17 protein-coding genes are annotated in these 18,261 nt (G+C 67.8%); 1 reads left to right on the top strand and 16 read right to left on the bottom strand.

Annotation, left to right across the window (positions count from 1 at the left end; genetic code table 11):
- The first annotated feature begins 27 nt into the window (after positions 1 to 27).
- Positions 28 to 570 carry a single-stranded DNA-binding protein gene (locus FB468_RS01295; protein WP_141885756.1) on the top strand — a complete coding sequence of 181 codons (543 nt, stop codon included), beginning with the start codon at positions 28 to 30 and terminating at the stop codon, positions 568 to 570.
- On the opposite strand, the gene FB468_RS01290 is transcribed toward FB468_RS01295, so the two are convergent.
- From FB468_RS01290 to FB468_RS01215, 16 genes are all read right to left on the bottom strand, one after another.
- On the bottom strand, positions 567 to 1,244 hold the full coding sequence (locus FB468_RS01290) for a Pr6Pr family membrane protein (protein ID WP_141885755.1): 678 nt from the start codon (positions 1,242 to 1,244) through the stop codon (positions 567 to 569). The genes FB468_RS01295 and FB468_RS01290 overlap by 4 nt on opposite strands.
- Positions 1,237 to 1,761, bottom strand: a complete 525-nt coding sequence (gene msrA / locus FB468_RS01285; RefSeq protein WP_141885754.1) for a peptide-methionine (S)-S-oxide reductase MsrA — start codon at positions 1,759 to 1,761, stop codon at positions 1,237 to 1,239. Before msrA ends, FB468_RS01290 begins: the two co-directional genes overlap by 8 nt.
- On the bottom strand, positions 1,758 to 2,600 hold the full coding sequence (nadE, locus tag FB468_RS01280) for an ammonia-dependent NAD(+) synthetase (protein WP_141885753.1): 843 nt from the start codon (positions 2,598 to 2,600) through the stop codon (positions 1,758 to 1,760). Before nadE ends, msrA begins: the two co-directional genes overlap by 4 nt.
- A complete protein-coding gene (gene dnaE, locus FB468_RS01275; RefSeq protein ID WP_425460817.1) occupies positions 2,597 to 6,100 on the bottom strand; it encodes a DNA polymerase III subunit alpha in 3,504 nt (1,167 codons plus the stop codon). Before dnaE ends, nadE begins: the two co-directional genes overlap by 4 nt.
- 175 nt (positions 6,101 to 6,275) lie before the next feature.
- Positions 6,276 to 8,156, bottom strand: a complete 1,881-nt coding sequence (locus FB468_RS01270) for a glycosyltransferase (RefSeq protein WP_141885751.1) — start codon at positions 8,154 to 8,156, stop codon at positions 6,276 to 6,278.
- Between the two features lie 143 nt (positions 8,157 to 8,299).
- Entirely contained in the window at positions 8,300 to 9,217 is a 918-nt protein-coding gene (locus FB468_RS01265) for an RluA family pseudouridine synthase (protein ID WP_141888047.1), read from the bottom strand.
- Positions 9,204 to 9,821 carry a signal peptidase II gene (gene lspA / locus FB468_RS01260; RefSeq protein ID WP_342777239.1) on the bottom strand — a complete coding sequence of 206 codons (618 nt, stop codon included), beginning with the start codon at positions 9,819 to 9,821 and terminating at the stop codon, positions 9,204 to 9,206. Before lspA ends, FB468_RS01265 begins: the two co-directional genes overlap by 14 nt.
- Before the next feature lie 7 nt (positions 9,822 to 9,828).
- Positions 9,829 to 10,479 (bottom strand): DivIVA domain-containing protein, encoded by a 651-nt coding sequence (locus tag FB468_RS01255; protein ID WP_141885750.1) that lies wholly within the window; start codon positions 10,477 to 10,479, stop codon positions 9,829 to 9,831.
- An 81-nt stretch (positions 10,480 to 10,560) separates the two neighbouring features.
- The gene (locus tag FB468_RS01250; protein ID WP_141885749.1) at positions 10,561 to 10,857 is read right to left on the bottom strand and encodes a YggT family protein; all 297 of its coding nucleotides are present in this window, start codon (positions 10,855 to 10,857) and stop codon (positions 10,561 to 10,563) included.
- Positions 10,857 to 11,342, bottom strand: coding sequence for a cell division protein SepF (locus tag FB468_RS01245; protein WP_141885748.1), 486 nt, complete (start codon positions 11,340 to 11,342; stop codon positions 10,857 to 10,859). Before FB468_RS01245 ends, FB468_RS01250 begins: the two co-directional genes overlap by 1 nt.
- A 30-nt stretch (positions 11,343 to 11,372) precedes the next feature.
- A complete protein-coding gene (locus FB468_RS01240; protein ID WP_246055678.1) occupies positions 11,373 to 12,071 on the bottom strand; it encodes a YggS family pyridoxal phosphate-dependent enzyme in 699 nt (232 codons plus the stop codon).
- Positions 12,072 to 12,078: 7 nt separating this feature from the next.
- Complete coding sequence (gene ftsZ / locus FB468_RS01235; protein ID WP_141885747.1) at positions 12,079 to 13,278, bottom strand: cell division protein FtsZ; 1,200 nt, start codon at positions 13,276 to 13,278, stop codon at positions 12,079 to 12,081.
- Positions 13,279 to 13,411: 133 nt separating this feature from the next.
- Positions 13,412 to 14,479 (bottom strand): cell division protein FtsQ/DivIB, encoded by a 1,068-nt coding sequence (locus FB468_RS01230; RefSeq protein WP_141885746.1) that lies wholly within the window; start codon positions 14,477 to 14,479, stop codon positions 13,412 to 13,414.
- Entirely contained in the window at positions 14,476 to 15,897 is a 1,422-nt protein-coding gene (gene murC / locus FB468_RS01225; RefSeq protein WP_141885745.1) for a UDP-N-acetylmuramate--L-alanine ligase, read from the bottom strand. The genes FB468_RS01230 and murC overlap by 4 nt, the downstream gene beginning before the upstream one ends.
- A 74-nt stretch (positions 15,898 to 15,971) precedes the next feature.
- Positions 15,972 to 17,195, bottom strand: a complete 1,224-nt coding sequence (locus tag FB468_RS01220) for an MFS transporter (RefSeq protein WP_246055676.1) — start codon at positions 17,193 to 17,195, stop codon at positions 15,972 to 15,974.
- Positions 17,182 to 18,258 (bottom strand): UDP-N-acetylglucosamine--N-acetylmuramyl-(pentapeptide) pyrophosphoryl-undecaprenol N-acetylglucosamine transferase, encoded by a 1,077-nt coding sequence (locus tag FB468_RS01215; protein WP_141885744.1) that lies wholly within the window; start codon positions 18,256 to 18,258, stop codon positions 17,182 to 17,184. Before FB468_RS01215 ends, FB468_RS01220 begins: the two co-directional genes overlap by 14 nt.
- Positions 18,259 to 18,261 lie beyond the last annotated feature (3 nt).

The following is an 18,261-nucleotide window of genomic DNA, read 5'->3' as shown; positions in this document are numbered from 1 at the left end:
GCGCCGCCCTGACCGAAGGAGCACCACATGTCCCAGCACATCAGCGTGATCGGGCAAATCGCGACCGAGCCGAAACTCTTCACTCCGGCGGGAGGCGCAGAATTCTGCACGTTCCGGCTCGCGAGTTCAGACAGGCGGTACGACGCGGCGACGGGCGCGTGGGTCGACGGCCACACCAACTGGTTCACAATCAATACGTTTCGCGGCCTCGCGCGGCACGCGAAGCAGGCCTTCAAGAAGGGCGACCGCGTCGTTGTCGCCGGCAAGCTCCGGCTTCGAGACTGGGAGCACGAGGGCAAGCGGGGCACCGCGGTCGAGGTCGACGCCGAAGGGGTCGGCCACGACGTGCGGTTCGGGGTCACCGCGTTTCTCAAAGCCTCCGGGGTCGCCGCGGGGCCCGCCTCCGATGACGGCGGCGCGGGTGAGGGAGGCGGCGCGGGCGAGGGAGTCGGCGACCGGCCTGAGGCCCCCGACGAGGCCGACATTGCGGCCAGCGCCCCGGTCGGGGGCGAGGAGGATGCTCAGGAGCGCTCAGAGAACGGTTTCACGCCACGCCTCGCGTCGGCTTAGCGGCGCCGCGGGAGGGCTCGGTCGAGCCAGTAGTAGAGGTAGCCGATACCGGCGAGCGCGACGCCGAGGCCTGCGACCCACAGCGCGACGCCACCGACACCGTTCGCTTCGACGTCTAGGAACGGGTAGGGGTAGCGCTGCCCGGGCAAGAACTCGCCCCCGAGCCCGCCGTAGACAAACGCGAAAGCCAGGTAGGCGAGCGGAAAAAGCAGCCACAGCAGCGGGTCGGCGGCGCGGAGCCTCCCCTTCGGGACAAACACGAGCCAATCAACAATCAGCAAGAGCGGGGTGAAGATGTGGATCAGGTTGTCCGTCAGCGAGAACGGCACGTAGTCGCTGCCCTGTACGAACGAGGTCGGAACCAGCACGACGAGGTACACGAGCATCGTGATGGTAATCGCCATCATGACGGCCGCGCTCCACCGCGGCGACGGCGTCGAGAAGCCGCGGGTACCGCCGCGACGGAGATCGCGAGCGGTGACAGCGACTAGGGCGACCACCCACACCAGGCACAGCAGGTTGCTCTGCACGGTATAGAAGGTGAACGCCGCCAGGCTGGGCTCGGGGCCGAAGACGCCGGTGATGCGAACGATGCCGAACGCGATGAGGCCCGCCGCAAGCACCCGGTAGGTGAGCGCGGCGGGGCGCAAGGTACTCGGCAGGCTGCTAAGCAAGGTACTCGGCGAAGCCGGCGCGAATCTTGTTCACCTTGGGAACGGCAACGGCGAGGCAGTACCCCTGCGTGGGGTTCTTCGCGAAGAAATCCTGGTGTTCCTCGGGCCCGGGGAAGACCTCGGTGAGCGGTGAGATCTCGGTCACGACTCCCCCGCCCCACGCGTCGTCGGCGCGCACGCGCGCGGCCTCAAAGAGCTCACGCTGCGTCTCGTCAGCGTAGAACATTGCCGACCGATACTGGGTGCCGACGTCATTCCCTTGGCGGTTGAGCTGACGCGGGTCGTGCATCGTGAAGAAGGCGTCGAGCACAACCTCAGCCGGCAGCACGGCCTCGTCGAACTCAACCTCGACCACCTCGGCGTGGCCTGTGAGGCCCGTGCAGACCGCCTCGTAGGTCGGGTTCGGGGTGTCGCCGCCAGCGAAGCCAGAGCGCACAGCGACCACTCCGCGAAGCGCGCGGTACGCCGCGTCCAGGCACCAATAGCACCCGCCAGCAAGCACAAACGTCGTCGTCATGCGTTCTCTCCTTCGCTGCGCCACCACGCATCGTTCGGGCCGACCGGCACCCGTCGTTTGTGATCGGTCGCGAGGAAGCGGCGCTCAAGGTTGGCTCGCGCCGCATCCGAGACCGGCTCACCGCGCAGGTACGCGTCGATCTCGGGATAGCTTACTCCGAGGCTCGACTCGTCGGTCTCGCCGGGCTTGCCGTCGAGCAGGTCGGCCGTCGGAACCTTTTGCCACAGCCGGGCCGGGGCATCGAGCACCGTGAGCATCTCCGCGCCCTGGCCCTTCGTGAGGCCCTGGAGCGGGACAACGTCGGCAGCGCCGTCGCCAAACTTCGTGAAGAAGCCCGTGATCGCCTCCGCGGCGTGATCCGAGCCGATGACGATGAGCCCGCGATCCCCCGCGAGCCCGTACTGCGCGACCATCCGAGCCCGCGCTTTCACGTTGCCCTTATTGAAGTCGCTGACGGGCTCGCCCGTCGCCGCAGTGAGCGCCGCGACCATGCCGTCCACGGAGTCTGCAATGTTCACGGTAACCGTGTGGTCTGGCCGAATGAAGGAGAGCGCGAGCTGCGCGTCGTCTTCATCGTGCTGGACACCGTACGGCAGCCGCATCGCCCAGAACGCAGCGTCGATGCCGCGCTCTCGGAGACGCTCGGCGGCGAGCTGGGCGAGCCGGCCCGCGAGCGACGAATCCTGCCCGCCCGAAATGCCGAGCACGAAACCGCGAACGCCGGGCAGCGCCGCGGCGTAGTCGGCGAGGAAGGCGACGCGGCGCTCGATCTCGGCGGCCGCGTCGATCTCGGGCATCACGCCGAGCTCCCGAATAATGCGTTGCTGCAGGTCGTTCACGATACAAGCTCCTCTACATCCATGAGGCACCGCGGCCCCAGCAAGCCCTTGAGCTCGCCGAACAGGTCCGACGAGATGCGCACACGCTCGCGCAGTTCGAACACGCGCACGGCGTGCGGCGTGATGAGGTTTAGCCTAATCTCTGAATCGCCCGGGTGGCGCTTCAGTGTCGATTGCAGTTCTTCCATGAGCGGCTCCGTAGCCCGCGACTCCGTAAGCGTGAGCGACAGCGTTCCCGCCTCGTCCTGCACGGAGGCGTCGATGCCGCGAACACCGTAGGCGTGCATCGACATGCCGTCGTCGCGCGCGTTGAGTTTGCCGCGCAGCGCGACGATCGAATCTGGCTGCAGCATCGGGCCGAACTCCTGGTACGACTTGCCCATGAACAGCGCCTGGATCTCGCCCGTGAAGTCCTCGATCGTCGCCATCCCGTAGAGGTTGCCCGACTTCGCGGTGCGGTGCTGCACGCTCGTGAGGAGGCCCGCGAGCACGACAGTCTCGCCGTCGAAGTTCGCGTCGGGGTTCGTCACCTGCTCGACCGTCGCAGAGGCCTCCTTCGCGAGCGTCGTCTCGAGCCCGCGCAGCGGGTGGTCAGACACGTACAGGCCGAGCATCTCGCGCTCGAACGCGAGCTTGTCTTTCTTGTTCCACTCGGGCCGCTCGGGAACGAGCGACACCGCTTCGGCGCCGGCACCTGAGTCCTCCGCGGCCTCAGCAAAAAGGCTGTCGAAGTCGAACCCGACGTCGCCGTTCTCCTCGGCCCGCTTCTCCTTCACCGCGCCCTCGACCGCGCCCTCGTGAATCTCGAGCAGCGCCCGGCGCGTGCCACCGAGGCCGTCGAACGCGCCGGCCTTGATGAGCGACTCGATGGTGCGCTTGTTCAGGGCGGGAAGCGCGACCTTCTTGAGGTAGTCGTGGAAGGTCTCGAAGTTGCCCTTCTTCTCGCGCGCCTCTCGAATCGCTTCGACGACGTTCGTGCCGACGTTGCGAATGGCGCCGAGGCCGAACCTGATGTCGTCGCCGACCGCCGAGAAGTTCGCGAACGACTCGTTCACGGCCGGCGGCAGCACGTTGATGCCCATGCGGCGGCACTCGTTGAGGTAGATCGCGAGCTTGTCTTTGGAGTCGCCGACGCTCGTGAGCAGCGCGGCCATGTACTCGGCCGGGTAGTGCGCCTTCAGGTATGCGGTCCAGTAGCTCACCACGCCGTAGGCGGCGGAGTGCGCCTTGTTGAACGCGTAGTCCGAGAACGGCAGCAGGATGTCCCAGAGCGCCTTCACCGCGGCGTCGCTGAAGCCGCGCTCGTGCATGCCCCCGGAGAAGCCCTCGTACTGCTTGTCGAGCTCTGACTTCTTCTTCTTGCCCATCGCGCGACGGAGAATATCCGCCTGGCCGAGCGAGAACCCCGCGACCTTCTGCGCGATCGACATCACCTGCTCCTGGTAGATGATGAGGCCGAAGGTCGTGTCGAGCACGTCCTTCAGCGGCTCCTCGAGCTCGGGGTGAATCGGCGTGATGGGCTGCAGCCCATTCTTTCTCAGCGCGTAGTTCGTGTGCGAGTCTGCGCCCATCGGGCCGGGGCGGTACAGCGCGAGCACAGCGGAAATATCCTCGAAGTTATCCGGCTTCATGAGGCGCAGCAGGCCGCGCATCGGGCCGCCATCGAGCTGGAACACGCCGAGCGTGTCGCCGCGGGCGAGCAGCTCGTACGACGGCGCGTCGTCGAGTTCGAGCCGCTCGAGGTCGAGCTCGACCCCGCGGTTCAGCCTGATGTTTTCGAGCGCGTCGGAGATGATCGTGAGGTTTCGTAGCCCCAAGAAGTCCATCTTGATGAGGCCGAGGCCCTCACAGGTCGGGTAGTCGAACTGCGTGACGATCTGGCCGTCTTGCTCGCGCTTCTGCAGCGGGATGATGTCGATGAGCGGGTCGCTCGACATGATGACGCCGGCGGCGTGCACGCCCCACTGACGCTTCAGCCCCTCGAGCCCGAGCGCGGTCTCGTAGACCCGCTTCGCGTCTGGATCTTCCTGCAGCACGGCGCGGAACTCGGCCGCCTCCTTGTACCGCGGGTGCTCTGAGTCGGTGATCCCCGAAAGCGGGATGTCCTTCGCCATGACGGCAGGCGGCATCGCCTTCGTGAGCTTCTCTCCCATACCGAACGGAAAACCGAGCACGCGCGACGCGTCCTTCAGCGCCTGCTTCGACTTAATCGTGCCGTAGGTCACGATCTGCGCGACGCGCTCGTCGCCGTACTTCTCGGTCACGTACTTGATGACCTCGCCGCGGCGGCGATCATCGAAGTCGACATCGAAGTCGGGCATGGAGACGCGGTCGGGGTTCAAGAACCGCTCGAAGATGAGTCCGTGCTGCAGCGGGTCGAGGTCAGTGATCCTCATCGCGTACGCCACCATTGAGCCCGCGCCCGAACCACGGCCCGGGCCCACCCTGATCCCGTTCGCCTTCGCCCAGTTGATGAAGTCGGCGACGACGAGGAAGTAGCCGGGGAAGCCCATCTGAATGATGACGCCGATCTCGTACTCGGCCTGCTTGCGCACCGCGTCGGGGATGCCGCCCGGGTAGCGGTAGTGGAGGCCCTTCTCGACCTCCTTCACGAACCAGCTGTCCTCGCTCTCGCCCTCGGGCACGGGGTAGCGCGGCATGTAGTTCGCCGAGGTGTTGAACTCAACCTCGCACCGCTCAGCGATGCGCAGCGTGTTGTCACACGCCTCGGGCAACTCGCGGAAGATGTGCCGCATCTCGGCGGCGCTCTTCAGGTAGTAGCCCGAGCCGCTGAACTGGAAGCGGTTCGGGTCGTCGAGCCGCGAGCCCGACTGCACGCAGAGCAGCGCCGAGTGGGCTTCCGCGTCGTTCTCGCGCACGTAGTGCAGGTCGTTCGTCGCGAGCAGCGGAATCCCGAGGTCACGCGCGATCGCCAGCAGGTCTTTCTGCACCCGGCGCTCGATCTCGAGACCGTGGTCCATGATCTCGCAGAAAAAGTTGTCTTTACCGAAGATGTCTTGGAACTCGGCGGCCGCCTGGCGCGCCTCGTTGTACTGGCCGAGGCGCAGGCGGGTGTGGATCTCGCCCGACGGGCAGCCCGTCGTCGCGATGAGCCCCTTCGAGTAGGTCTGCAGCAGCTCGCGGTCCATACGCGGCTTGAAGTAGTAGCCCTCGAGCGACGAGTAGCTCGACAGCCTGAACAGGTTGTGCATGCCCTCGGTCGTCTCCGAGAGCATCGTCATGTGGGTGTACGCGCCGCCGCCCGACACGTCGTCGCCACCGCCGTCGCCCCACCGCACTCTCGTGCGGTCTGAGCGGTGCGTACCGGGGGCGAGGTATGCCTCGATACCGATGATCGGCTTCACGCCCGCGTCCTTCGCCGAGCTCCAGAAATCGAACGCGCCGAACGTGTTGCCGTGGTCTGTCATCGCGACCGCGGGCATGCCCTGTTCTGCCACCGCCTGCATGAGCGGTTTGACGCGCGCTGCACCGTCGAGCATCGAGTACTCGCTGTGCACGTGGAGGTGAACGAAACCGTCAGAATCCGACACTCAAGAGCCCCTTTCGAAGACTGTTCAAGGGTACCGCCTCGCACTTCGATCCATGTCCAGGATCGCGGGGCAGGCGCCCGCAGAGGGCACGCCGCCCGCGTGCCACCCGCGGAGCGCCCGCGCCTCAGTCGCGCGCGCCAGGAAGCCTGCGGCGCAGCGCTGCAACCCAGCGGCGGGCACCACGCACCCCAAACACCGTCGCGGGGTACGGGCTCAGTCGCACGTCTTCCGCGATAACCGTGCGCGGCTGGCCCTCGCCGCCCAGCACCGCCACGATGTCGACGCCGCCGGAGCCCGCGCGGTCACACGCCACAGGAAAGTCCGCCGCAGGAAGGGTCACGGTCGCACGGTACCGCGTGCCCGGGAGCCGCCGTACCCGTGCGGCGCGGCGCCACTCGATCGCGGGCTTCGCGGCAGCGATCCCGAGCATGACCGACGCGGGGAGCTCGCGCGATCGCGACAGGCCAAACTCTGCCTCGATCGCTATCGAGTGGGGGCGCCGGCACACGCGCAGGGAGAGCGGCTTCGCCTCGCGGCGCTCCGCGGTGATCTGCCCCGCCGCGAGATCTACTTCAAGGCCGGCGAGCAGTTCACGCCACTTCGCCGCGATGACCTCCGGCCGAAATCGTTCGGCCTCGCGGGCGGTCGCAGCGCGCACTCGCTCGCACTCGGCCTCGGGCCGCGCGAGGAAGGCGGTGAGGCGCGCAGCGAGCGCGCGGGGGTCCTCTTGTGCCACCAGGCACCCCGGGATCTCACTGAGGAGCTCGGCAGGGCCGTAGGCAATGTCGTAGGCAATGTCGTAGGCAAACGGGACGCAGCCGTCGGCCATCGCTTGGGCGACCGCCATACCAAACCCCTCGTGCGTGCTCGACAGCGCGGTCCACGAGGCCTCAGCAAAGCGCTGTCTCGCATCGGCCGCATACCCGCGCAGCTCGACGACCCCGTCGAGGCCGAGCTCGGAGACGAGCGCGCGCAGCTCGAGTTCTCCCTCACCCGTGCCGAAGATGTCGAGCGTGATCTCCGGGTGAGTCTCCCTGGCAATCGCGACCGCCCGCACAATATGGTCGAGGCGCTTCCGCGGTTCGAGCGAGCTCAGCACGACCCCGTGCGCGGGACGGCGCTTTCGAGCGCGCGGCGCCTGGCGCCCCGGGAGTTCGCCGGCTGTGGTCGCGCCTCCCGCAATCGCAGGAGGGATCACGCTCACCGCCGGCCCGCTGCCGAGCAGGGAGCGCAGATCATCGCGCTGCGCCGAGGTTGAGCACACGACGCGCTCGAAGGCCTCAAGGTCGCGAATCACCTCGGAGCGCGTCGCCGAGAGCACCCCGAAGGGCCGCGGCTGAGCGTGCCCGAGGTGCCGATTGTGGATCACGTGCACACTCGCGACTCCGTCTCTGCGATAGCGCGGGGCGAAGCGGGAGGTGACCTTGCTGTCGTAGAACAGCACGGCCTGATCGTTGCCAAGGTGCGCGTCGAGCGCGAACGCATACAGGCTCCAGATGCTCCGCCACGCCCGCACCGGAGTTCCCGAGCGGTCGAAGAGCGTCACTCTGCGGCTTGGTGATCCAGCGACCGCCGGGCCATCTCGCCGGTCAACGGCGAGGAGCGAGCCGTCAGGGCGGTAGTGGTCGACTTGCAGCGCCGTCGTCCCGTCGTCGGCCCACCGCGTGCGCATCCGTACCGCCCCGCCATCGGCCCAGGGCGTGGTTTCGCGGCCGAGCGCGGCGTCGGTGAACCGCAGCCCGCGCGCGGGAGGGCGCGGCGTGTCTGCGACCGCGAGAATATCCCAGAGGTTCGTGAGTGGCCCGGCGGCGGGCAGCCTCCCCTCTGCGGCGAGCCGCTCACGGTCGTGCTCACGCCGCTGCGTCGGCACAAAAAGCATCGTCTCGCAGGCGTAGCCGGCCTCGGCGAGCATCGCAGAACGGTCGAGCATGGCCGAGGTCATGCCGCCGATGTGTTCGGGTATGGCCCAGCTCAGCGAAAGCACCCTAAGAGGTTGTTTCGGCACAGCGCTCCCCTTTCGAGAAGAGGCAGGAGGTCCTCATGGTGCCGATCCGGGCGTCACCAACCTCACGGTAGCCGCCCAAAGCTATGGGACTGCCGAAAGCGCTGAGCCCACCGCAGGATCTGCGGTGGGCTCACATCAGCGGGTCAGGCGTCGAGAACGTCGATCGCGTGCTGCAGATCGGCCGGGTAGGTCGACTCGAACTCAACGGGCTCGCCCGTGCCCGGGTGCCGGAACCCGAGCCGCATCGCGTGCAGCCACTGGCGCGTGAGGCCGAGGCGTTCGGACAGCACCGGGTCTGCGCCGTACATCGCGTCGCCGACGCACGGGTGGCGCTGGGCCGACATGTGCACGCGAATCTGGTGCGTACGGCCCGTCTCGAGCTCAACCTCGAGGAGGGTCGCAAACGGGAACGCTTCGAGCGTCTCGTAGTGCGTGATCGACGGCTTTCCGTCGCTCGTCACCGCGAACTTCCACTCGTGGCCGGGGTGGCGGCCGATGGGGCCCTCGATCGTGCCCGAGAACGGGTCGGGGTGCCCCTGCACGACGGCGTGGTAAATCTTCGTCACCTCGCGGTCTCGGAAGGCGCGCTTGAGGAGGCTGTAGGCGCGCTCGCTCTTCGCCACGATCATGAGTCCGCTCGTACCAGCGTCGAGCCGGTGCACGATCCCTTGCCGCTCGGGCGGGCCCGAGGTGGCGATGCGGTAACCGGCGCCGGCGAGGGCACCGAGCACGGTCGGGCCGGTCCACCCGAGCGAGGGGTGCGCGGCAACGCCCGCTGGCTTGTCGATCACGACAAGGTCTTCGTCGTCGTACACGATGCCGAGCTCGGGGAGGTGCACGGGCACGACGGTCGGGCCCGTCTTCTCCTCCCAGCTCACCTCGAGCATCGCGCCGGCGGCGAGACGAGCGGACTTCGGGATGATCTCGCCGTCGAGCGCAACGCCTCCGGCAGCGATGACTTCCTGCGCGAAGCTCCTGGAAAACCCGAGTAGTTTTGCGAGCGCGGCGTCAGCGCGCTCGCCGGTAAGCCCATCGGGCACTGGCAGGCTACGGTGTTCCACCATCGGCCCTCTCGTCGTCGGCGGCAGATGCGTCTGCGTCGTCGGCCTCTGGTGCGTCGGCGTCGGCGCCGCGCTTCTCGCGACCGCCCTCGATCTTCAGCCCGAAGATGGTGATGAGCACGAAGAGGATCATGCCGCTCACGATGCCGATGTCAGCGATGTTGTAGATCGCGGGCATCATCCACGGCGTGAAGATGAAGTCGACGACGTGGCCCTCAGGGAACCCGGGCTCCCGTGTCAGCCTGTCGGTAAGATTGCCCAGCACACCGCCGAGCAGCAGCCCCAGGAACAGCGCCCAGGGAATGGAGCGCAGCCTGCGAATCTGCCAGACGATGACGCCGACGACCACGGCAGAGAGGATCGTGAAGATCCACGTCTGCCCGCTCGCGATCGAGAACGCGGCGCCGGGATTCCGTACGAAGTGCCACTGGAGGAACTCGCCGATGACGGGAACGCTCTCGCCCTCGGGCAGGTTCGCGACAACCCAGTTCTTGACGAGCTGGTCGCTCACCAGTACGGTGGCCGCTACGACAACGAGCAGCAGCGGCACCAACACCCTACGACGGGTAGTTGGTGCCGCTGCTGCTGAAGATGCTGTCTTCACCCTCGATTTACTCGAGGCCCTCAGGCCTCACGAGCGGCTCGGGCGAGCTGTCGAGGTCACGAAGCTGGGACTGGATGTACGAGCGGAGCGTCGAGCGGTACTCGCTCTCGAAGCCGCGAAGCTCGGCAACCACCTGGTTGAGGCGCTCCATTTCGTCGCTGTGCGCGCGGAGTTCGTCGGTGCGGCGCTTCTGTGCCTCCTCGACGAGCTCGCGCGCGGTGCGCTCGGCGTCGTCGACCATCTGGGTGCTCTTGGTCTGAGCTGCGTTGATGAGGTCGTCGCGGGTGGTCTCACCCTCGCTGACGTACTTGTCGTGCAGCTCGAGTGCCATCTGCAGCATCGCGCTCGACTTGATGGCGTCGGGGCGCTGTGCGCTGTCGTCTGCGGCGGGTGCCGGCGCCACGGGCTCGGGGGCCACAGCCGCGACGGGCGCGTCGACGACGATCGTCTCGTCGGCGGGAGCGACGGCAGCGCGCTCCTCAAGCTGTGCGGTGAGCTCGGCGATCTTCGCCTCTAGCTCCTGCTTCTCTGCGTCGCGCTGACGGATCTCTTCAACGACCGTGTCGAGGAAGTCATCGACCTGATCGAGATCGTAGCCATCACGGAACTTCGTGATCGTGAACTTCTGATTCACAACGTCTTCAGGAGTTAGGGCCATCGTTAAATCTCTTTCTGTGGGTGGGACCGCTTGCGCGGTCTACACGTCAACGCTAGCAAATTCTCAATGAGCTTACGGTGTTTACGCCCAGCCCGGGATAATCCGGAGCAAAATAATGCAGGCGAACATGGTCAAGAACCAGCCGAGGTCAAGCGCGACCTGGCCGAGGCGGATGGGAGGAAGGATCTTGCGGAACATTCGGATCGGAGGATCCGTGATCATGTAGACGGCCTCAACGATGATCGCGAGGATACCCTTGGGCCGGAACCCACGCGCCAGCACCGTTACCCAGTCGAGCACAAACCTCGCCCACAAGAGCAGCACGAACAGCCGCAGTGCGATGCGCACAACGGTGGTGAAGATATAGACGATCTCCACTATGCGGAGGGCGCCACGAAGAAGGACCCGTCGGCTTCGGCCTGGGGCTCGTCGCTTCCGACTTCAATGTGCTCGGGGGTCAAGAGGAAGACCTTGCTGGTGACGCGCTCGATCCGGCCGTTGAGGCCGAGCGTCAGGCCGCTCGAGAAATCGATGAGGCGCTTGGCCTCTTCGTCGCTCATGCGGGAGAGGTTCATGATGACGGGGATGCCGTCGCGGAAGCTCTCGGCGATAACCTGCGCATCACGGTACGCGGTCGGGTGGACGGTAAAGATCTCGTTCATTGCCTGTGGTGCCTGATTGCGAACGGGAGTCACGCGGCGCAGCGGCGCGACGGCCGGGCGCGGTGCCTGGCTCGGCTTCGCAGCGGCCTGGGCCGCGGGAGCAGGGTCACGCTCGGGCGCGGCCTGAACGACCGGTTCCTCTTCGAGGCCCTCCTCGGCAAGTCCGAGGAACACCATTGTCTTCTTCAACGGGTTGCTCATCTGTTCTCCCAACGGTTGTTTGCACTGAGACTATCGGGCATCTGGCCGGTTTCCTGTGATTGCGCTGCCGATCCGCAGGTGTGTCGCCCCGGCCGCGATAGCCTCCGCGTAGTCGTGGGTCATTCCTGCGGAGATCGCAGTGGCCTCGGGGGCCAGGGCGCGCACGCGGTCGGAATACCCGGCAAGTCGTTCGAACGCGCTCGCTGCGGCTTCCTCGAGCGGGGCGACCGCCATGACTCCCCTGAGTCGAAGCGTCGGGGTTCCGAGCATCTGCTCCGTGAGCGACTCGATCTCGCTCGGCGCCGCTCCCCCGCGACCGGGGTCGTCGGTGAGGTTGATCTGCAGAAACGCGTCGACCGTCCGGTCGGCACTCGCGAGCGCATCCACGAGCCGAGCCCGGTCAATCGAGTGGATGGCCGAAGCGTACTGCGCAGCCTGCCGGGCTTTCTTGGTTTGCAGTTGCCCAATGTAGTGCCAGTTCAGGTCGAGCCCCGAGAGCTCCGCGGCCTTCGCCTGGGCCTCCTGGTGCCGGTTCTCGCCAATGTCGCGGACCCCGAGGTCGGCGAGCGCCGAGACGAGGCTCGCCGGGTGAAACTTCGTCACCACGATGAGCGTCGTCTCGGAAGCGTCGCGCCCGGCCGCTCGGCACGCGTCCGCGATTCCGCTCTGCACGGCGTGCAGGCGATCCGCAAGGCCCTCGTAGCCGGGCTGAGCTTCGGTGAGACTCACGCCGCACCTACCTCAGGAATGCCGGGATGTCGAGATCGTCGTCATCGTCTCCGTCGAACGCGGGGTCGCGCAGCTGCTCTTCAACGGGCGGGTGCGCGAGCGCACCTCCAAATTCGCCCGGCTCGTCGGCCGAGGCAGCGTCGGTCGCCCGAGCGCCGGTACCGGCGAGCGCCGCGCTCACAGCCGACGCCTCCTCGATGCTCTCAACGTGACCCGCGCGACGCCCACGGTCGGCGGCGGCCGAGCGGTTCTGCACGTTGGGCTCCTCGTCGAAACCAGCGGCAATGACCGTCACGCGCACCTCGTCGCCGAGGGTCTCGTCGATGACGGTACCGAAGATGATGTTCGCCTCGGGGTGCACCACATCCTGCACGAGCGTGGAGGCCTCGGTGATCTCGCTCAGCGCGAGGTTCGAGGAACCCTGGATCGAGAACAGCACGCCGTGCGCACCCTCGATTGACGCTTCGAGCAGCGGCGAGGCGACCGCGAGCTCGGCAGCCTTGATCGCGCGGTCGGCACCGCGGGCCGAGCCGATGCCCATGAGCGCGGAGCCGGCACCCTGCATGACAGACTTCACGTCTGCGAAGTCAAGGTTGATGAGGCCGGGGGTCGTGATGAGGTCAGTGATGCCCTGCACGCCGGCCAGGAGCACCTGGTCGGCCGCGGCGAACGCGTCAATCATGCTGATGCCGGGCTCGCTGATCTCGAGCAGGCGGTCGTTCGGCACGACGATGAGCGTGTCGACGGCCTCGCGCAGCGTGTTGACGCCGGCGTCGGCCTGCGCAGCGCGGCGCTTGCCTTCGAAGCTGAAGGGGCGGGTGACCACGCCGATGGTGAGGGCGCCAATCGACTTCGCAATGCGCGCAACGACGGGGGCAGCACCGGTGCCGGTTCCGCCGCCCTCGCCAGCGGTGACGAAGACCATGTCGGCCCCGGCGAGGGCCTCCTCGATCTCTTCCGCGTGGTCTTCGGCAGCGCGGCGGCCAACCTCGGGGTCGGCTCCGGCGCCGAGACCGCGGGTGAGCTCGCGGCCGACGTCGAGCTTGACGTCGGCGTCACTCAGGAGCAGGGCCTGCGCGTCAGTGTTCACCGCAATGAACTCGACGCCGCGGAGCCCGAGCTCGATCATGCGGTTCACGGCATTGACGCCGCCGCCGCCAACGCCGACAACTTTGATCACCGCGAGGTAGTTCTGGTTCATGGCCACCTGGTCCCCTCAACCTTCAAGTACGAGCAACATTAAAGTTCTACTTGAACTTCAAAGTTAGTATTGCCGTATACGCTTTCGTGTCAACGGTATGGGGTGACCGGGCGCGAGCCGCACTCGACACGCCGCGAAACTACTTGAAGATGGGCGACTCAGTCGACGAGACGTCAATATGGCTCACCGGGCGGTCGCCGAGAGACTTGAGCATCGTTTCGAGCACGAGCGATTTCCGCTTCGTTTCTTCGGGGTTCCCCCAGAACACCTCGACGCCGCTCGTGAGCTGGAACGTGACATCCTGCCCGCTCACCGAGTTCACCTCGGCGAGCTGGGCGCGCAGCCCGGCGGGCATGTCGCGGACGACCTTCGAGGCCGCAAGGAAGCCCTTTGATGAGGTATTCCGCATCGCGCTGCTGCCGAGCGGAACCCCCTCCGGCCGCTCTGCGACCTCACCGAGCACCACCCCCGCCGCGTCGTAGAGGCGCAGCACGTCGCCCTCCTGCAGCGCGACGACCGGCTCGCGCTCTTCGATTCGCACAATCAGCGTCTGCGGCGGGACGCGCTCGACGGCAAAGCGCTGGATCAGCGGGAACGGCTCAAGCGCGCGCAGCACGTCGTTTTCGTCAACCAGCGCGAGCGGCACCCCATCAAACTCCGCGAGTGCGGCCGTGACCGCCTCGGCGTCCACGCTCGCCGCGCCCTCGACCCGCACGTCGCGCACCGACATGATCGGGGTGAACGCTCCGACGGCGACAAACAGCAGGAGACCGGCGACCGTCGCGAGCACGATGAGCACGCGCCTGCGGCGCCTGCGCGACTCGGCGGTGAACCGCCGCGTCTCGCGCTTCCGCCGACGCTTGTTCTGCCGCTCGGCCACCCGCAGGCGCTTCTCGGCGGCGACCACGGGGTCAACGTCGCGCGGCTCGCGCTTCGGCAACAGCGAGCGCACGCGGTCGGGCACGGCCCGCAGCTTCTCAAGATCGAGCGAGGACGAGATATCCTCGGTCACCTGTTCATCGGCCGGCCGCGCAGCAGCCACGGCGTCGGCTTCACGGGCTGCGGCCTCACGCGCTGCGGCGTCACGGGCTGCCGCCTCCCGCGCCTCGGCAGCGCGGGCCTCAGCTTCCCGCTGCTCCCTCGCCTCCGCCGCGAGGCGCTCAGCCTCGGGGTTCGATCCCGGGTCGAACCCGCCGGGGCGCTTCACTCGCGGCCCGAATCCTCGGCCGCCCCGCTCAGCGCTGCTGCGAGCTGCGGCACGATCTTGTAGACGTTGCCCGCGCCGACGACAAGCACGAGGTCACCGGGTGAGGTCAGCTCGACGGCCTTTGCGACCGCGGCATCCCAGCTGTCGATGTAGCTCGCCCGGCTCGGGTCAGCGAACGACTCGGTGACGAGCGCTCCGGTCGTCGCGGGGTCTGGCGCTTCGCGCACGGGGTCGATCTCGAGCACGATCGTGTGGTCGGCGATCGCGAACGCCTCAGCGAACTCCCGGTGGAAGGTGCGTGTGCGACTAAACAGGTGCGGCTGGTGCACGACGACGAGCTTCCCTTCGCCCGCCACCGACCGCGCCGAGTCGAGGAGCGCGGCGACCTCGGTTGGGTGGTGCGCGTAGTCGTCGTAGAGCCGCACGCCGCCGGGCTCGCCGTGCGATTCGAAGCGCCGGTGGGTACCGGTGAATGCCGATACCGCGCGCAGCGACTCAGCTGGGTCGAACCCGAGGCCAGTGAGCACCGCGACGATGCCAGCCGCGTTCACAGCGTTGTAGCGACCGAAAACACCGAGCTGCTCGGTGAACCGCTCCCCCGCAATCTCGAGTTCGACCCGCGCCCGCGCGGTCGTGTCGACGTTGACGATGCGCACGTCGGCGCCGTCGGCGAAGCCAAAGGTGCGCACCGGGGCCGAGGTTCCTTCGGCCCGCAGTGTTTCGAGCACCTCGAGTGCACCGGGGTCGTCGGAGGAAATCACGAGGAGATCGCTCGCGCCCCTCGCAAAGTCGACGAAGGCGGCCATGAAGTTCTCGCGCGACCCGAAGAAGTCGAGGTGCTCGGGGTCAACGTTCGTGATGAGCGCGACCTGCGTGTCGTAGATGAGGAACGACTTGTCGCTCTCGTCAGCCTCGATGACGAACAGGTCGTCTGCCCCGGCGGCCGACGCGGCGCCGATGCCCGCGATGACGCTGCCGTTGACGAACGACGGATCTTGCCCGAGGCCGCGGAGCGCGGTCGCGAGCATGCCGGTTGACGTCGTCTTGCCGTGCGCGCCGGCGACCGCAACGAGGCGCTTCGAGCGCGCCAGCCAGGCGAGGGCCTGCGACCGGTGCAGCACCGGGATCCCGCGCTCGCGCGCCCGCAAGTATTCGGGGTTGTCTTCCGATAGCGCGCCCGTCACGACGAGCGTGTCGGCATCGCCGACGTTCTCCGGGGCGTGACCGACAGCGACGCGCACCCCCGCGGCTTCGAGCGCCTGAGTGCTGTAGTTCGCGCCGCGGTCGGAGCCCGTCACGACGACGCCCGCCGCGTGCATCATGTGCGCGATCGCGCTCATCCCCGCCCCGCCGATACCCACGAAGTGCACGCGCCCGAGGTCTTCAGGGATCTCAAGCTCGAGATCGGGATAGATCATCAGGGTGCCTCCTCAGCGGGTTGGGTGCGGGCGGCTGCCAGATCCAGTCTCGATCCCGCCGCCCGTGCGCGCCTCTAGCGTACCGCTTTGACGGTGCGCTTCGCCGTCGCGTGAGCGAGCTCTTCCGACGGCAGCACGGGCGCCGCAAGGAGCGGCGCGAGCGCGACGAGCGCGAGCGTCGCTGGCATGCCAAGAGACGCGATCATGGCGCCGATGAGCGGCGGCAGCAGGCCAGACGCGAGGAACTGGCCCGTGTTCTGCGCGCCGAGCGCCCTACCAGACCAGCGCGGCCCCGCAATCTCGGCGACCGCGGTGAAGGCGAGCCCGTTGTCAGCGACGCTCACGCAGCTCACGAGCACGTACGCGACCGCTGCCGGGATCGCCCAGTCGGCCCAGCCGAACGCGGCCGAAATGACGAGCAGCGCCGCGCACGCGAGCGCGATGAGCCTGATCGGCCGCAGCCGCGAACTCGCCCGGTCGCTCCAGACGCCGGCAGCGATGCGCCCCGCGGCACCGATGAGCTGTGCTCCGGCGACGAGGGCGCCTGCCGCGAGCTCGCTCCAGCCGAAGCCGATCACGAACCAGACGAGCCCGAACGACGAGAGCACGAACTGCGGGATCACGAGCAGCACGGACACCGCGTGGATGCGCGCGAGCGCTGACGATTCGCGGTACGGGTTGCTGCTCGCCTGCGCGAGTGCCTTTGCGGGGATCATCGGGTCGACGACGATGACGGCGCACGCGAGCAGGCTGATGAGCGTGAGTGCGCCGCCGAATGCGAGCGCCCCAACGATCCCGAACGCATTCGCGAGCGCGGGCACGGCAAGGGCGGCGATCGCCATGCCGACGGGCTGGCAGGTCTGGCGGATGCCCATCGCAAGGCCGCGCTTCTCCGCCGGGAACCAGCCGGTGATGAGGCGGCCACTCGCGTTGTTGATGCAGGCGGACATCGCGCCGCTCGCGACGAGCGCCACCCCGAGCCACACGAACCCCTGCGCCGCCATCGACGCAACGACCGCGAGCGTCGTGAGGCTCAGACCGACAAGCAGCACCCGCCGCTCGCCGACGCGGTCGGTGAGCGCGCCCCACGCGATGAGCGTGAGCACCAGGCCGAGGTGCGGGGCACCCGCGAGCATGCCGGCGCTCGCAAGGCTCATGCCCTGGTCGGCGTGGAGGTACGGAATGAGGAAGGCGGGCGTCGCGGTCACCACCGTGGTTGAGGCCTGCCCGAACACCATCACGGCGAGCATCGCCCACGAGCGCGGGGCGATGGCGGGCGCCGCGCTACCGGGACGCAAGGGCTTCGCGCACGAGGTCGTACAGCTTCGCGGTGCCGTCGAGCGCGCCTGCGCCCTTCGCGCGTGCCGACATGTCGGCGAGCCTGTCGCGATCGGCGAGGAGCGGTAGAAGCGTGCCCGTGACCCACGCGGGCGTGAGCTCGGCGTCGTCGACCATGAGAGCGCCGCCTGCGCCAACGACACCCGCCGCGTTCGCGCGCTGTTCGCCGTTGCCATGGCTGAGCGGCACGAACACCGCGGGAACGCCGAGGCCAGAGAGCTCGCTCACCGTCGTGGAGCCCGCGCGGGAGATCGCGAGGTCGCACGCGGCGAACGCGAGGTCCATGCGATCGCAGTACTCGATGACCTGGTACCCGGGCACGCCTGGATCCTCAAGCTCAGTCAGCCCACCCCAGACGTGCAGCACCTGCACCCCAGCGTCGACGATTGCTCGCGCCGACCCGGAGATACCCCGGTTGATCGCTCGCGCGCCGAGGGAGCCGCCCGTCACGAGCAGCGTCGGCCGCTCAGGGTCAAAGCCGAAGTGCGCGCGGGCCTCGCCGCGCAGCGCTCCGAGGTCAAGCTCCTCGATCTCGGGGCGCAACGGCATGCCTGTCACCCGGGCGTGCCGGATCGGGGTTCCCGCAAACGTCACGCCGACAAACTCGGTGGACTTCGCGCCGAGCTTGTTCGCCATTCCCGGCTTCGCGTTCGCCTCGTGGATCACCGACGGGATACCTTCCTTCGCCGCCGCCCGGTACGCGGGCGCGGAGGCGTAGCCACCGAACCCGACGACGACGTCGACGCCGCGCGCGCGAATGAGCTCGCGAACCTCGCGGATCGCCCCGAAGTACTTCGCGGGGAATGTCAGCGCATACCCGTTCGGGCGGCGCGGGAACGGGAGCCTCGCAATCGTCGAGAGCTCGTAGCCGCGCTCGGGCACGAGGCGAGCCTCGAGCCCCTCCTGCGTGCCGAGGACAACGATCTCAGCGTCCGCTTCCCGAGCCCGAATCCGATCGGCGAGAGCGAGCAGGGGGTTCACATGGCCGGCGGTGCCGCCGCCGGCGAGGAGATACGTCGTCATGCA

It is taken from the genome of Leucobacter komagatae, from assembly GCF_006716085.1.
Taxonomy (GTDB): Bacteria; Actinomycetota; Actinomycetes; order Actinomycetales; family Microbacteriaceae; genus Leucobacter; species Leucobacter komagatae.
This window is presented reverse-complemented; position numbering and strand designations above follow the sequence as displayed.